Below are 12,868 nucleotides of genomic sequence, written 5' to 3'. Positions count from 1 at the left end.
CCGGAAAGGGGGAGCGTCGGGGATGAGCACCAAGGACTTCATCGAGAAGGACTACTACAAGGTCCTCGGCGTCCCCAAGGACGCCACCGAGGCCGAGATCAAGAAGGCGTACCGCAAGCTCGCCCGCGAGTTCCACCCGGACGCCAACAAGGGCAACGCCAAGGCCGAGGAGCGCTTCAAGGAGATCTCCGAGGCGAACGACGTCCTCGGTGACTCCAAGAAGCGCAAGGAGTACGACGAGGCCCGCACGCTCTACGGCAACGGCGGCTTCCGTCCGGGGCCGGGCGGCGCGGGCGGCTCCTTCAACTTCGACCTGGGCGACCTCTTCGGAGGCGGCGCCCAGGGTGGGGGCCAGCAGGGCGCGGGCGGCTTCGGCGGCGGCATCGGAGACGTCTTCGGGGGCCTGTTCAACCGCGGCAGCTCCGGCACCACGCGGGTGCAGCCCCGGCGCGGCCAGGACATCGACACCGAGGTCACCCTCAGCTTCACCGAGGCGATCGAGGGTGCGACCGTTCCGCTCCGGATGTCCTCGCAGTCGCCCTGCAAGGCGTGTTCGGGCACCGGCGACGCCAACGGCAACCCGCGCGTGTGTCCGACCTGTGTCGGCACCGGGCAGGTGGCCCGCGGTTCGGGCGGCGGCTTCTCGCTGACCGACCCGTGCCCGGACTGCAAGGGCCGCGGGCTGATGGCGGAGAACCCCTGCGAGATCTGCAAGGGCTCCGGGCGGGCGAAGTCCTCCCGGACCATGCAGGTCCGCATCCCGGCGGGCGTCTCCGACAACCAGCGGATCCGGCTGCGCGGCAAGGGAGCGCCCGGCGAGCGCGGCGGACCCTCGGGCGACCTGTACGTCACGGTGCACGTCGACGCCCACCCCGTCTTCGGCCGCAAGGACGACAACCTCACGGTGACCGTCCCGGTGACCTTCTCGGAGGCGGCGCTGGGCGGCGAGGTCCGGGTCCCGACGCTCGGCGGACCGGCGGTGACACTGAAACTGCCCCCGGGCACCCCCAACGGCCGCACCATGCGGGCGCGGGGCAAGGGCGCGGTCCGCAAGGACGGCACCCGGGGCGATCTGCTGGTCACCGTCGAGGTGAGTGTCCCGACCGAGCTGTCGGGGAAGGCTCGTGACGCGCTGGAGGCGTATCGCGAGGCGACCGCGGGTGAGGATCCGCGGGCGGAGCTGTTCCAGGCCGCGAAGGGAGCTTGATTCGAGTGGACGGCCGTCGACGCAATCCGTACGAACTGACGCAGGAGACCCCGGTCTACGTCATCTCGGTGGCGGCCCAGCTCTCCGGCCTGCACCCGCAGACCCTGCGCCAGTACGACCGTCTCGGCCTGGTCTCTCCCGACCGCACCGCCGGGCGGGGCCGCCGCTACTCGGCCCGTGACATCGAACTGCTGCGCACCGTCCAGCAGTTGTCGCAGGACGAGGGCATCAACCTCGCCGGAATCAAGCGCATCATCGAGCTGGAGAACCAGGTCGCCGCGCTGCAGTCGAGGGTGGCCGAGCTCCAGGCCGCCGTCGAGGGTGCCGCCGCGGCCATCCAGCAGCGCGAGGCGGCGGTGCACGCGTCGTACCGCCGCGACCTGGTGCCGTACCAGGAGGTCCAGCACACCAGTGCGCTGGTGGTGTGGCGGCCGAAGAAGGCCAAGGACTAGGCGTCACCAGGCAGCTGTGCGAAGGGGCCCGGAGATCTCTCCGGGCCCCTTCGCCGTGCTCACCCGGACGCCGTGCCGCCGACCGGTGCGGTGACCGCCCAGCCGCCCGCGGGCAGGGTCTCCGTGCCGTCGGCCAGGACGCCGGTCACCCAGTAGTAGGAAGTGGTGCCGCGCCGCGCTCCGGTGTCGAGGTACTGCGAGGCGGTGCCGTCGAGCTCGGCGATCCGCTCGTACGAGGAGGTGGCGGGGTTCCAGCGGTGGACGCGGTAGCCCTGCGCGGAGCCCCCGGACCACGTGAGCAGGTTGCCCTCGTCGCCCCGGGCCTCCTGTACCAGGAGGTCCAGCGGCGAACCCTCGGGCGTCGCCACGCTCGGCGTCATGTCGAGTTCGGTGACGACCACGGCGCTGGGCCGGTCCTCGCTCCACTGGACGGCGGAGTTGTTCTCGTCGTCCACGGCATCCATGAAGAAGCAGACCTCGTCACCGTCCGGGAGGGTGGGGTACGAGTAGGACGTCCTGTCCGGCGAGACGTCTCTCACCGAGCTGCCGTAGCAGTACCGTTCGTCCTCGTCGACCACGAGCTCGCCCCGGTAGACCTTGTAGTACCGCAGGTCCGTCGCCGGGCTCTTGTCCCAGTTCAGTTCGAAGCCGTACTCGGTCGGGGTCACGTCGAGGCCGGTGACGAGCGGCGGCGGGTCGTTGTCCCAGATCCGGCCCTGGTACGGCGCGGACCGGGCGGACTCGTTGCCCGCCGCGTCCAAGGCGCTGACGCGGTAGTAGTAGGCCGTGCTCTCCGCGGCCGAGGTGTCCAGGTAGGAGAGCTGGTCGGTGCGGCCCACGGCGGTGTACGTGCCGCTCTCGCTTGCCGCCCGGAAGACGCGGTAGGCCGTCGCGTCCGTGACCTGGTCCCACGCGACCTTCATGCCGCCGGTACCGGCACCGCCCGGCCGCACCTCGCCGGACGCGCCCGTGACGGTGGGCACGCCCGGGGCGATCCGGTCGACGGTGGTCACCGGCTGGTCGGCGGTGCCCGACGACTCGTTGCCGGCCTTGTCGTAGGCGCGCAGCTCGTAGTAGTAGGTCTCGCCGGTCACCGGCAGGGTGCTGTCGGTGTACGAGGTGAGGGCGGTCGTCGCGAGCGGGACGGACGGGAAGGACGAGCCCTTGAGCCGCCGGTGGACCCGGTACCCGGCCAGGTCCATCTCCTGGTTCTTCGCCCAGGTCAGCTTCGCCTTGCCGGTGGCCTTGTCGTACGTCACCGAAGGGCCGGTCGGGACAAGGGGTCTGACCTTGTCCACGTCGGCGGAGGTGCGCGGCGTGTACGTCACCTTGACCTTGGCGGTGCCGGTCCAGTTGGCGTAGTCGATGCGGAGGGTGTGTTTGCCGGACGGGATCGTCACGTTCGCGGTCTTCTTCACCGTGGTCGAGACGTTCTTCCACAGGTCGATCTTGCGGACGCCGTCGACGTACACGCGGATGCCGTCCAGGCCGGTGGCGTTGAGTGCGAAGGGGCCGCCGGAGCCGAAGTCGCGGGTCACGGTCCAGCGGACGCCGAAGGTGTCCTTCGGGAGGCCGGAGGCGGGGGCGCCGCTCCAGCTCTCGTCGACCGCGCTGTCGCAGTCCGTCTTCTTCGGGGTGCCGGCGAAGGACGTGTTCGCGAAGAACTGGCGCTTGAACACCGGGGAGGCGCACGATACGGCCGCGGAGGCGGGGGCCGTCGCCACCGCGAGGAGGCCGCCGGCGGTGGCGAGCACGGCGGCGGCGGCTGTCGCCGGGGCCGTGCGTCTGGCTGACTTCATTCGATCCTCTGGTCGTACGGGGAACAGCAGTTGTGGGACTGCTGTGATCACGACTCATGAGGTGTGAAGTTGGTTGTACTAGTGTTCGCGCCAAGTCTTCACACCTTCGGCGGAGAGTGGCGTTGCGCACTCGTTAAGTGATTCCGCTTGACGTCGATGGGCGGCCCCCCGTTGTCTTTTCAGACACATGGGCCGCAATGCCGCGCCCGCGTCCGGAAAGCACCAGAAGTGAGCAGCCCACATGCGTCGTATCGCCATAGCCGTGGCCGCGTCCACGATGACCCTCTCGCTGGCCGCCTGCGGCGCGCTCGGCGCCGCGAGCGGGACCGAGGCGAGCCCGACCAAGGGCAATGACATCACCGTGGGTGTGCTGATGCCGGAGAAGACGAACACCCGTTACGAGGAGTTCGACTACCCGATCATCCAGAAGAAGGTCGCCGCGCTCACGAACAAGCAGGGCAAGACCATCTACGCCAACGGCGAGGCCAGCGCGTCGAAGCAGGCCACCCAGATGCAGCAGATGATCGACGAGAAGGTCGACGTGATCCTGCTGGACGCCGTGGACTCGCACGCCATCGCGAGCATGGTGACCAAGGCCAAGAACGCGGGCATCCCGGTCATCGCCTACGACCGGCTCGCCGAGGGCCCGATCGACGCGTACGTCTCCTTCGACAACGAACTCGTGGGCGAGGTGCAGGGCCGCTCCCTCGTCGAGGCGATCGGCTCGGGCATCGACACCTCCGACAAGATCGTCATGATCAACGGCTCGCCCTCCGACCCGAACGCCGGACAGTTCAAGGCGGGCGCGATGTCCGAGCTCAACGGCAAGGTGACGATCGCCGAGACGTACGACGTCGACGGCTGGAAGCCGGAGATCGCCCAGGCCGACATGACCAAGGCGATCAACGCGATCGGCAAGGACAACATCAAGGCCGTGTACTCCGCCAACGACGCCATGGCCGGCGCGGCCATCCAGGCGATGGAGAGCGCGGGCATGACCAAGCTCCCGCCGATCACCGGCCAGGACGCGGAGCTGCCCGCGGTGCAGCGGATCATCTCTGGCGAGCAGTACATGAGCGTCTACAAGCCGTACCCGGGCGAGGCCGAGGCCGCCGCCGAGATGGCCGTGATGAAGGTCCAGGGCAAGGGCATCCAGTTCGACGCCCTCGCCACGGACAGCGTCGACAGCCCCACCAACAAGGACATCCCGGCGCAGCTCGTCCAGGTCGTCGCCCTGACGAAGGACAACATCAAGAACACGGTCGTCAAGGACGGCATCTACACGATCAAGGACATCTGCACCGCGGAGTACAAGAGCGCCTGTGACGCGGCGGGCCTGAAGTAACCGCGCCACGGCGGAGGGAGCGCCCCTCCGCCGTCCCGGTCACGCCACCCGCGTGAACTCCACCGTGACCTGCGGCGATCCTCCGGCCACGCCCCGGTAGATGCCCTTGTGGGGCGTCACGTCGTCGTAGTCGCGCCCCCGGGCCACCACCACGTGGGACTCGTCGGCGCGGACGCGGTTGGTGGGGTCGTAGCCGCACCAGTCGCCCGCCCAGTACTCGATCCAGGCGTGGCTCTCCCCGGCGACGGGCCGGTGGAGTTCGGCCTCGCGTTCCGGGTGGAGGTAGCCGGAGACATAGCGGGCCGGGAGGCCGGCGCCGCGCAGCAGGGCGACGGTGAGGTGGGTGATGTCCTGGCAGACGCCGGCGCCCTGCTCCCAGGCCTCCGCGGGGGAGGTGTTCACGCTGGTCGCGCCGGGCAGGTACGACACCCGGTCGGCGACCAGCGCCGACACCGCGACCGCCGTCTCGTGCGGGTCGAGGCCGGCCGCCGCCTTCCGGGCCTTCTTGACCAGCTTCGGCGGGACCGTCGTACGGCCCGTCGGGGTCGCGAACTCCAACAGCCGTGATCCGGCGACGCGTTCGGCCACCTCCGCCCATGTGGGCGGGGCCGGCAGGGGCTCCGGCCGGGACGTCTCGACCAGGCTGGAGGCCGTGATGGTGACCTGGCCGTGCGGGTCCATCAGGTCGAAGCCGGTGACCTGGGTGCCCCAGTAGTCCCAGTACGACCAGGTGGGCGTCGTCGGGTTGACGGTGACCCGGGCGTCCAGCGTGGTCTGGGCGGGCAGGGTCAGCGGGGTCATGCGGACCTCGTTGTGGGACGAGGCCGCGGGCTGGGCGTACGAGACCTTCGTGACGTGCTTGATCCGGAGGCGGCGGGTCACGGGGTTGGCGGCCATGCTCACGCTCCTTCCTGGGCCCACTCGACGGGCCCCTGGTACGGGAAGAACCGCTCCGCCACCGCTTCCGCGGAGGCCATGCAGGCGGTCTGCAGGTCCCCCAGCAGAAGGGGGAGTTGTTCCTCCAGGGCGGGCAGGTCGAGGTATTCGAGGCGGGTGCGCATCCGGCCGATCGGGCGGCGCGCGGGGTCCTGGCGGGGGCGGCCGAGCGCGGTCAGGCACTCCTCGGCCGTGGTCAGCGCGTGCAGCGCGGAGCGCGGGAAGTCCCGGTCCAGGAGCAGGAACTCGGCCACGCGCGGGGTGTCGCCGAAACCGCTGTACACGCGCGCGTACGCCTCGTCGGCGCCCGAAGCGCTCAGCAGGGTCGGCCAGTCGGGCGCGTGGGCCGCGTCCAGGACCCGGACCGACAGCAGCCGCACGGTCATGTCCACCCGCTCCAGGCTCCGGCCCAGCACCACGAAACGCCAGCTGTCGTCGCGGCTCATGGTGGAGTCGGCGAGCCCGAAGAAGAGTGCCGAGCGCCGCCGTACGAGTTCCAGATAGGCGTAGGGGCCCGTACGGCGGGCCGCCAGGCGCTGGTCGGCGAGGGCGTGCCAGGTGGAGTTCAGGCACTCCCACATCTCGGAGGAGACGGCCTCACGGGCGCTGCGCGCGTTGAGCCGGGCCGCGCCGAGCGCGCCCTCGATGGCGCAGGTCGAGCGGGCGTCGAAGGCGAGCTGGTCGAGGACCTGCTGCATGTCGACCCGGGTGCCGCCCGCGTCGACGCCGAGGATCGCGTACAGCGACCGGCAGGCCACGTCCTCGTCGCGCCAGGGGTCCTCCAGCATCCGGTGGAGGTAGGCGTCGAGGATCCGGGCCGTGGCGTCCGCCCGCTCGACGTAGCGGCCGGTCCAGATCAGTGCCTCGGCTATCCGGGAGAGGATCACGTCGTTCACTGCTGGGCCCCTTCCTGTACGACGGTGGGGAGGCCATCGGGACCGTGCTGACGTGGGGCGATGTCGAGGAGGGCGGTCCCGTTCGCGGGCGTGGGCGGCTCGGTGGGCCCCTCGGCGAGCACCCAGGTGTCCTTGGAGCCGCCGCCCTGGCTGGAGTTGACGATCAGGTTGCCCTCCTGGAGGGCGACGCGGGTCAGGCCGCCGGGCAGGACCCAGATGTCGTTGCCGTCGTTGACGGCGAAGGGGCGCAGGTCGATGTGGCGGGGGGCCATGCGTTCACCCGCGAGGGTAGGAGAGGTGGACAGGGCGACCGGGCGCTGGGCGATGAAGCCGCGGGGGTCCTTGCGGACGGCCTCGCGGGTCTTCTCCAGGGTCTCGCGGTCGGCCTTGGGCCCGATGACGATGCCCTGGCCGCCGGCCCCGTCGACGGGCTTCACGACGAGCTGGTCGATCTGGTCGAGGACGGCGTCCAACTGCCCCGGCTCGTCGGGCCGGAAGGACTCCACGTTGGGAAGAATCGGTTCCTCGGAGAGGTAGTAGCGGATCAGGTCCGGGACGTAGGTGTAGAGCAGCTTGTCGTCCGCGATGCCGTTGCCGACCGCGTTGGCGAGGGTGACATGGCCCGCCGTGGCCGCGCCCAGGATGCCCGGGCAGCCGATCACGGAGTCGGGGCGGAAGTGCAGCGGATCGAGGAAGTCGTCGTCCAGGCGCCGGTATACGACATGGACGGGCACCTCGCCGCGGGTGGTCCGCATCCACACCCGGTTGTTGCGGCAGACCAGGTCGTGTCCCTCGACCAGCTGCACGCCCATCAGCCGGGCGAGCAGGGCGTGTTCGAAGTAGGCGGCGTTGCTGGGCCCGGGGGTGAGGACGACGACCCGGGGATCCTGCGCGCCGTCGGGGGCGGCGGCGCGCAGGGCCGCGAGCAGCTTCTGCGCGTATCCGTCGACGGGGACCACGTGCTGTTCGGCGAACAGGGACGGGAAGACGCGGGTCATCGCGCGCCGGTTCTCGATGACGTACGACACGCCGCTGGGGACACGGACGTTGTCCTCCAGGACCCGGAAATCGCCCTGTTCGTCCCGTACGAGGTCGATGCCGGCGACATGGATGCGTACGGCGTTCACCGGCTCGATTCCGTGGGCGGCCCGGTGGAAGTGCGGGGAGCTCAGAAGCAGCCGCCAGGGCACTACGCCGTCCTCGAAGGCCCGGGCCTGACCGTAGGCGTCGGCGAGGTAGGCCTCCAGGGCCCTGACCCGCTGACCGACTCCCCGTTGTATGAGATCCCATTCGAGGGCGTCGAGGATCCTCGGCACCAGGTCCAGCGGCCAGGGCCGTTCCTCGCCCGCGAAGGCGTAGGTCACGCCCCTGTCGGTGAACGCCCGGGCCATCTGGTCGGCCCGGAACCGCAGTTCACTCGGTTCGATCGGCTGGAGTGCTGCCAGCACCGGCTCGTAGGCGGTCCTGACTTCACCTGGCCGCTCGAACATCTCGTCCCACGCGTCGGCCAACGCGTATGCGTCAAATATGTCCGCCATGACCTGACGTTAAGTGCGGCACGTAACGGGGTGATCACTGCGTGATTTCCAGGAGTCGACACGCGGAGCGGGTTGTTCCGCGGGGGGCCGGGGGCGTCGGTCGCAGTGCGTCTGCGGGCCGGTGGGGGCTTGTCGCGCAGTTCCCCGCGCCCCCAAACAAGGTGGGCACAGCCGAACGGACCTTCACCGCACCCACCGACCGGCCCGCAGCTTGTTGCAGGCGGGCGTGGGGAGGTCCGGATCTGGTGAACGGGCTTTCACCGCACCCACCCAGGGGCGCGGGGAACTGCGCGACCCGCCCCCACCGGGCCGCAGTCTGGGGCATACCAGGTGTTTTCACGGGCTCTCGCCTGGGGAGCCGTGTTGCGGAGCCGGTCCGGGCCGCGCATAGTTGCGGAGCCGAGGGGGCTTCGACGCCCTGGTGGGAATACCGGACAAGAGGGCGGCGGACGCTGGAACCGGGGGTGGGATGGGCAATGGCCGGGCACACGGCGGACGACCATCCACACGGTGCTGACCGGCTGTGCGAAGCCGGTGATCGCGTGTACTCCCGAGCCGTCCGGCGCGGCCGGGTACCGCGCTCCGACGCCGAACCGGTGCCCTGCCTGCTGGAGCTGGCCCTGCTGCACCCGGACCCCGACGACATGGACTGGCTGGTGCCGACCGCACCGCAGGAGGTCATGACCCGGCTGCTGCGCGGGGTCTACGACGACGTCAGCGCGAGCCAGCGACGGATGGGCGCGGCGGTCGCGGCGGTGGAGCGGTACGCGGGCCTCGCGCCCAGTGTCGTCGCGGGCGCCGGGGAGGGCACCGCGATCCGCGTCCTGGACGGTCTGTCCCGCATCCAGGCCGCGATGGACGAGGCGACGGAGGCGTGCACGACGGAGGTCCTCACGGTCCAGCCGGGCGGTATCCGCCCCGAGCACGAGCTGACCGAGGGCCTGCACCGGGCGCTGGCGCTGCGCGGCCGGGGCGTGCGCATGCGGGACCTGTACACGCACGTGGCGCGGCACGGCCAGGGACTGCTCAACTACCTTGAACTGATGGGTGGTTCGGTCCAGGCGCGGACCCTCGACGAGGTCATTGACCGCCTGATCCTCTTCGACCGCACGGTGGCCTTCGTCCCCGCGAACGCCGACCGCACCCTCGCGCTGGAACTGCGGCACCCGGCACTGGTGGAGTACCTGGTGACGGTCTTCGAGCGGCTGTGGCGCCTCGCGATCCCGCTCACGGCCCCTCTCCCCGACACCGGCATCGAGGGCATCTCCCACCGCGAGCAGTCCATCGCGGCCCTGCTGGCGGAGGGCCATCAGGACGCGGTGATCGCGGAACGCCTGGGGATAAGCGTGCGCACCTGCCGGGCCCACATCGCGCGGCTGTCGGAGACGCTGGGGGCGGCCAGCCGTACGCAGTTGGGCGTCCGGATAGCGCAGGTGGGCCTGGACGGACGGGCCGCCGTCCCCGCCGTGCCCTCCGTCACGCTTCCCGGTCAAGAATCCCGGACCGCCCGATGAGGTAGCCGAGCTGGGCGCGGCTCTCGCTGCCGAGGGTGGCGGCGAGTTTGGCGATGTGCACGCGGGCGGTGCGGATGTTCATGCCGAGGCGGTCGGCGATGACGGCGTCGGTGTGGCCCTCGACGAGGAACGCGGCGATGGCTCGTTGCCGGGAGGTGATGCCGTCGAGGGAGGGCTGCTGAACCGCCCGCGGGTACATCGGGGTGGCCAGCCGCCACAGCCGGTCGAAGGCGGTGGCGAGGAAGTCGACGATGGCCGGCTGACGGATCTCCAGGGCGAGGGTGCGGTCCTTGCTGGCGGGGATGAAGGCGACCTCGCGCTCCACGACGATCAGGCGCTGGGTGACCTCGTCGAGCGTGCGGGCCTCGACGTCGCCGTGCAGGCGCTCGTAGCGGGCCAGGATGCTCGGCGCGTGGCGGAGCGTGTGCTGGTAGATCACGCGGATACGGCCGCCGCGGTCGAGCAGGGCCTGGTCGCGGGCCAGGGCTTCGGCGTGCAGCCCGGCGGGGGAGTGGGTGTGGTTGGTGACGGGCTGGATGGTCAGCACCTCGCCCGAGGTGTCCGTCACGGCCCGGTGCAGGGCCTGGCCGATGCGGTCCAGGCCGCTGAGGACGCCGATCTCCGGAGCCGCCGCGGCGGCGGGATGCGGACCGTCGATCGCGACCAGCGACTCGAACATCGCCGCCAGCCGCTCCTCGCGGCGCCGTTCGTCGGCGATGCGGTCCTCTACGGCCCGCAGCAGCCGGTGGAGGGCGAACGCCGGGGTGACGGGCCGCAGCCGGCGCAGGTCCCCGAGGTCCGGCTGAAGCAGACCGAGGTCGGCGAGACACGGCACCTTGTCCGCGTCGGCGGCACTCACCCACCCTTCGCGCAGCGCGCGCGTGTACAGGTGCAGGCCCGCCTCGCACAGCTCCTCCGCCCCGTGCGGATGGGTCCCGGTCACGGGTGGTCGCCGTCCCCCGATATCGGCTGGTCGGGACGGAGGATCCCCGACTGCGCGATGAGGAAGCCGAGCTGTGCGCGGCTGCCGCTTCCGAGCGCGGTGGCGAGCTTGGCGATGTGGGCCCGGCAGGTGCGTACGTTCATGCCCAGGCGGCGGGCTATCGCCTCGTCGACGTGGCCCTCGACGAGAAGCTTGGCTATGGAGTGCTGGATGTCGGTGATGCCGTCGGGGGCCGTCTCGTAGGGGGCGCCGGCGCTCAGCGGGACCGCCCGGTTCCACATGAACTCGAAGACCTTGATCAGATAGCCGACGATGCCCGGGTGCCGGAGTTCCAGGGCGACCTGGCGGTCGTCACGGACGGGAAGGAAGGCGACGGACTCGTCGCAGATGATGAGCCGTTCCACCAGTTCGTCGATGGTCCGGTACTCCACCTTGCCGTCGGCGAACCGCTCCATGTAGGCGATCCGGGCGGGGCTGTAGCGCGCGGTGTGCTGGTACAGGGTCCGGATCCGGATGCCCCGCTCGGTGAGGGTCCTGTCGCGTTCCAGCCCTTCGATGACCCTGCGCTCGGGGTGGTTGGCGCTGGGCTGGATCGTGAGCATCTCGTTCTGGCACTGCTCCGTGGCCAGGTCGAGAGCCGCGTTTATCCGGTCCAGGCCCTCCAGCACCGTGATCGCGTGGGTGGGCGCCGCTCCCTGGGCACTCAGGGCCATGAACGGCTCGAACACCTCGGCCAGCTCTATCGACGTCCGCCGGCGTTCGGAGATCTCGCGCTCGAGCGGATTGAGACGCTGGGCCAGCGCGACGGAGGGCGGAACCGGACGCAGCCAGTTCGCGTCGTCGGGATCAGGCTGCAGAAGGGCGTATTCCATCAGGCAGGGAGCGGTTTCCACGTCCGCACGGGCGATGCGCCCGGTGCGCAGGGCATGCGTGTAGACGCGCTCCCCCTCTGCACACAGTTCAGTGATCGCATGGGGATGTGTCGCGTTGGTCCGATTTGTTGTCAAATCTCCACCCCCCAGGGTCCTGAACATGCAGGAACATGATGCACTGATTGTGTGGCCATGACGTGCCTGAATGAGCCATCGTCTTATCCGACGGGGGAATGAGGGACCTTCAAGTGAGGACGAAGCCGACTATGAGGAAGAGAATGCTTCGCTCGGTGCTTGTCGCCGCCTTCTCCGCCGTTGTGGCCTTTGGAACGCTGAGTGGCCTCTCTGCAGCGAAGGGTGACGCACACACCGGTGATGCGAGGTCAGTGACGGTCGCGTCGACTGTGCCTGCCGACGAGGGTGCCGAGATCTTCCCGGCCGACAGCATCTGGTCTTGACATGACTACTCCACCCGACGACCGCTCCTTCCGCAGAGAGATGGCCACCGCCTACCGATCGGGCTGGCACTTCATCGATCTGGTCACCGCGATCCCCCACTCCGGTGACTCGTTGATGGTGACGGTCTTCGGTGAACCGGTGGTCGTCACGCGGGACGACGACGAGGACGTGCGGGCGTACCGGTGTCTGCGGCGGCCCCGGGGGGCGCCGCAGCCCGTCCGGTGTGCCATTCGGTACGGAATGATCTTTGTGAACCTGGACCAACGAGACCATCGGCTGGTGGAACCGGAAACCCCCACCCCCCGGACCATCTCAGCCACCCCCCGCAGTGCCTGACGCGATTCCCCCGTTGTAACAAGATCGCTCAGGTGCTTCCCCCCGCAGCGGCGTCACCGTGACCTGAACACGGTGACGCCGCTGCATTTTGCGGGGACATTTCCGGGTATCGGCCGATCGGGCTGTGGCTCGAAAGCGTCCCGTCACTCCCGTCAGAAGCGCCCCATCGCTCCCGTCAGTGAGATCTCGATGACCACCCGCTCGGGGTTCGGTGACGGCGTCCGTTCATAGCGCTCGGCGTACCGCCGCACCGCCTCCGCGACCCGCTCCGGTTCGTCGCGGACATGCGCACGCCCCTCGAGCGTCGCCCACCGCGGCCCCGCCACCTGGCACACCGCCACCGCCGCCCCGCCCTCGCCGGCCGCCAGCACGTGCCGTACCTTCGCGCTCGTCCGGCTCGCGATCACCCGGGCCAGACGGGCCTCGGGGTCGTAGGTCACCCCGACGGGCACCAGGTGCGGGCTGCCGTCCGGGCGGGGTGTGGTCAGTGTGCAGAGATGCCGTTCCCGCCAGAAGCTGAGATACGACGGGTCCGGGGCACCCGGATCCTGGGCGTAGGAGGTCATGCCGG

13 protein-coding genes are annotated in these 12,868 nt (G+C 70.2%); 6 read left to right on the top strand and 7 right to left on the bottom strand.

The window, feature by feature from the left end; genetic code table 11:
• Positions 1-22: 22 nt before the first annotated feature.
• A complete protein-coding gene (gene dnaJ, locus ACFYRX_RS24870; RefSeq protein ID WP_389103565.1) occupies positions 23-1,207 on the top strand; it encodes a molecular chaperone DnaJ in 1,185 nt (394 codons plus the stop codon).
• Between the two features lie 5 nt (positions 1,208-1,212).
• Entirely contained in the window at positions 1,213-1,659 is a 447-nt protein-coding gene (locus ACFYRX_RS24865) for a heat shock protein transcriptional repressor HspR (protein WP_389103563.1), read from the top strand.
• A 59-nt stretch (positions 1,660-1,718) separates the two neighbouring features.
• Here the strand turns inward: ACFYRX_RS24865 and ACFYRX_RS24860 are convergent, their stop codons facing one another.
• Positions 1,719-3,458: a fibronectin type III domain-containing protein gene (locus ACFYRX_RS24860; RefSeq protein ID WP_389103560.1), complete on the bottom strand. Its 1,740-nt coding sequence runs from the start codon at positions 3,456-3,458 to the stop codon at positions 1,719-1,721.
• Positions 3,459-3,699: 241 nt separating this feature from the next.
• On the opposite strand from ACFYRX_RS24860, the gene ACFYRX_RS24855 reads away from it, so the two are divergent.
• On the top strand, positions 3,700-4,803 hold the full coding sequence (locus ACFYRX_RS24855) for a sugar ABC transporter substrate-binding protein (protein WP_389103557.1): 1,104 nt from the start codon (positions 3,700-3,702) through the stop codon (positions 4,801-4,803).
• A gap of 39 nt (positions 4,804-4,842) precedes the next feature.
• On the opposite strand, the gene ACFYRX_RS24850 is transcribed toward ACFYRX_RS24855, so the two are convergent.
• From ACFYRX_RS24850 to ACFYRX_RS24840, 3 genes are read right to left on the bottom strand one after another with little or no spacing between them, the layout of a single operon-like run.
• The gene (locus tag ACFYRX_RS24850; RefSeq protein WP_389103708.1) at positions 4,843-5,685 is read right to left on the bottom strand and encodes a transglutaminase domain-containing protein; all 843 of its coding nucleotides are present in this window, start codon (positions 5,683-5,685) and stop codon (positions 4,843-4,845) included.
• Between the two features lie 17 nt (positions 5,686-5,702).
• Positions 5,703-6,635, bottom strand: coding sequence for an alpha-E domain-containing protein (locus ACFYRX_RS24845; protein WP_389103555.1), 933 nt, complete (start codon positions 6,633-6,635; stop codon positions 5,703-5,705).
• Positions 6,632-8,173 carry a circularly permuted type 2 ATP-grasp protein gene (locus ACFYRX_RS24840; RefSeq protein ID WP_389103552.1) on the bottom strand — a complete coding sequence of 514 codons (1,542 nt, stop codon included), beginning with the start codon at positions 8,171-8,173 and terminating at the stop codon, positions 6,632-6,634. The genes ACFYRX_RS24845 and ACFYRX_RS24840 overlap by 4 nt, the downstream gene beginning before the upstream one ends.
• Before the next feature lie 476 nt (positions 8,174-8,649).
• On the opposite strand from ACFYRX_RS24840, the gene ACFYRX_RS24835 reads away from it, so the two are divergent.
• Entirely contained in the window at positions 8,650-9,687 is a 1,038-nt protein-coding gene (locus ACFYRX_RS24835; protein ID WP_389103550.1) for a LuxR C-terminal-related transcriptional regulator, read from the top strand.
• On the opposite strand, the gene ACFYRX_RS24830 is transcribed toward ACFYRX_RS24835, so the two are convergent.
• Positions 9,650-10,630, bottom strand: a complete 981-nt coding sequence (locus tag ACFYRX_RS24830; RefSeq protein ID WP_389103547.1) for a helix-turn-helix transcriptional regulator — start codon at positions 10,628-10,630, stop codon at positions 9,650-9,652. The two genes, ACFYRX_RS24835 and ACFYRX_RS24830, sit on opposite strands and share 38 nt — an antisense overlap.
• A complete protein-coding gene (locus ACFYRX_RS24825; RefSeq protein WP_389103544.1) occupies positions 10,627-11,664 on the bottom strand; it encodes a helix-turn-helix transcriptional regulator in 1,038 nt (345 codons plus the stop codon). Before ACFYRX_RS24825 ends, ACFYRX_RS24830 begins: the two co-directional genes overlap by 4 nt.
• Before the next feature lie 116 nt (positions 11,665-11,780).
• Here ACFYRX_RS24825 and ACFYRX_RS24820 point away from each other — a divergent pair, with 116 nt between their 5' ends.
• Both ACFYRX_RS24820 and ACFYRX_RS24815 read left to right on the top strand, forming a co-directional pair.
• On the top strand, positions 11,781-11,960 hold the full coding sequence (locus tag ACFYRX_RS24820; RefSeq protein ID WP_389103705.1) for a hypothetical protein: 180 nt from the start codon (positions 11,781-11,783) through the stop codon (positions 11,958-11,960).
• A gap of 1 nt (position 11,961) precedes the next feature.
• On the top strand, positions 11,962-12,297 hold the full coding sequence (locus ACFYRX_RS24815) for a hypothetical protein (protein WP_381335416.1): 336 nt from the start codon (positions 11,962-11,964) through the stop codon (positions 12,295-12,297).
• A gap of 152 nt (positions 12,298-12,449) precedes the next feature.
• Here the strand turns inward: ACFYRX_RS24815 and ACFYRX_RS24810 are convergent, their stop codons facing one another.
• Positions 12,450-12,863, bottom strand: a complete 414-nt coding sequence (locus tag ACFYRX_RS24810; RefSeq protein WP_389103541.1) for a pyridoxamine 5'-phosphate oxidase family protein — start codon at positions 12,861-12,863, stop codon at positions 12,450-12,452.
• Positions 12,864-12,868: the final 5 nt, after the last annotated feature.

It is taken from the genome of Streptomyces sp. NPDC005374 (genome assembly GCF_042872225.1).
Taxonomy (GTDB): domain Bacteria; phylum Actinomycetota; class Actinomycetes; order Streptomycetales; family Streptomycetaceae; genus Streptomyces.
Note: the sequence above shows the minus strand (reverse complement) of the source record. Positions and strands in the feature narration are given on the sequence as shown.

What these genes read in the sequence shown, in the direction of transcription:
- ACFYRX_RS24860 (WP_389103560.1), bottom strand. Translation starts at nt 3,458, where the DNA reads ATGAAGTCAGCCAGACGCACGGCCCCGGCGACAGCCGCCGCCGCCGTG.
- ACFYRX_RS24855 (WP_389103557.1), top strand. Translation starts at nt 3,700, where the DNA reads ATGCGTCGTATCGCCATAGCCGTGGCCGCGTCCACGATGACCCTCTCG.
- ACFYRX_RS24820 (WP_389103705.1), top strand. Translation starts at nt 11,781, where the DNA reads ATGCTTCGCTCGGTGCTTGTCGCCGCCTTCTCCGCCGTTGTGGCCTTT.
- ACFYRX_RS24835 (WP_389103550.1), top strand. Translation starts at nt 8,650, where the DNA reads ATGGCCGGGCACACGGCGGACGACCATCCACACGGTGCTGACCGGCTG.
- ACFYRX_RS24840 (WP_389103552.1), bottom strand. Translation starts at nt 8,173, where the DNA reads ATGGCGGACATATTTGACGCATACGCGTTGGCCGACGCGTGGGACGAG.
- ACFYRX_RS24825 (WP_389103544.1), bottom strand. Translation starts at nt 11,664, where the DNA reads ATGTTCAGGACCCTGGGGGGTGGAGATTTGACAACAAATCGGACCAAC.
- dnaJ (WP_389103565.1), top strand. Translation starts at nt 23, where the DNA reads ATGAGCACCAAGGACTTCATCGAGAAGGACTACTACAAGGTCCTCGGC.
- ACFYRX_RS24815 (WP_381335416.1), top strand. Translation starts at nt 11,962, where the DNA reads ATGACTACTCCACCCGACGACCGCTCCTTCCGCAGAGAGATGGCCACC.
- ACFYRX_RS24810 (WP_389103541.1), bottom strand. Translation starts at nt 12,863, where the DNA reads ATGACCTCCTACGCCCAGGATCCGGGTGCCCCGGACCCGTCGTATCTC.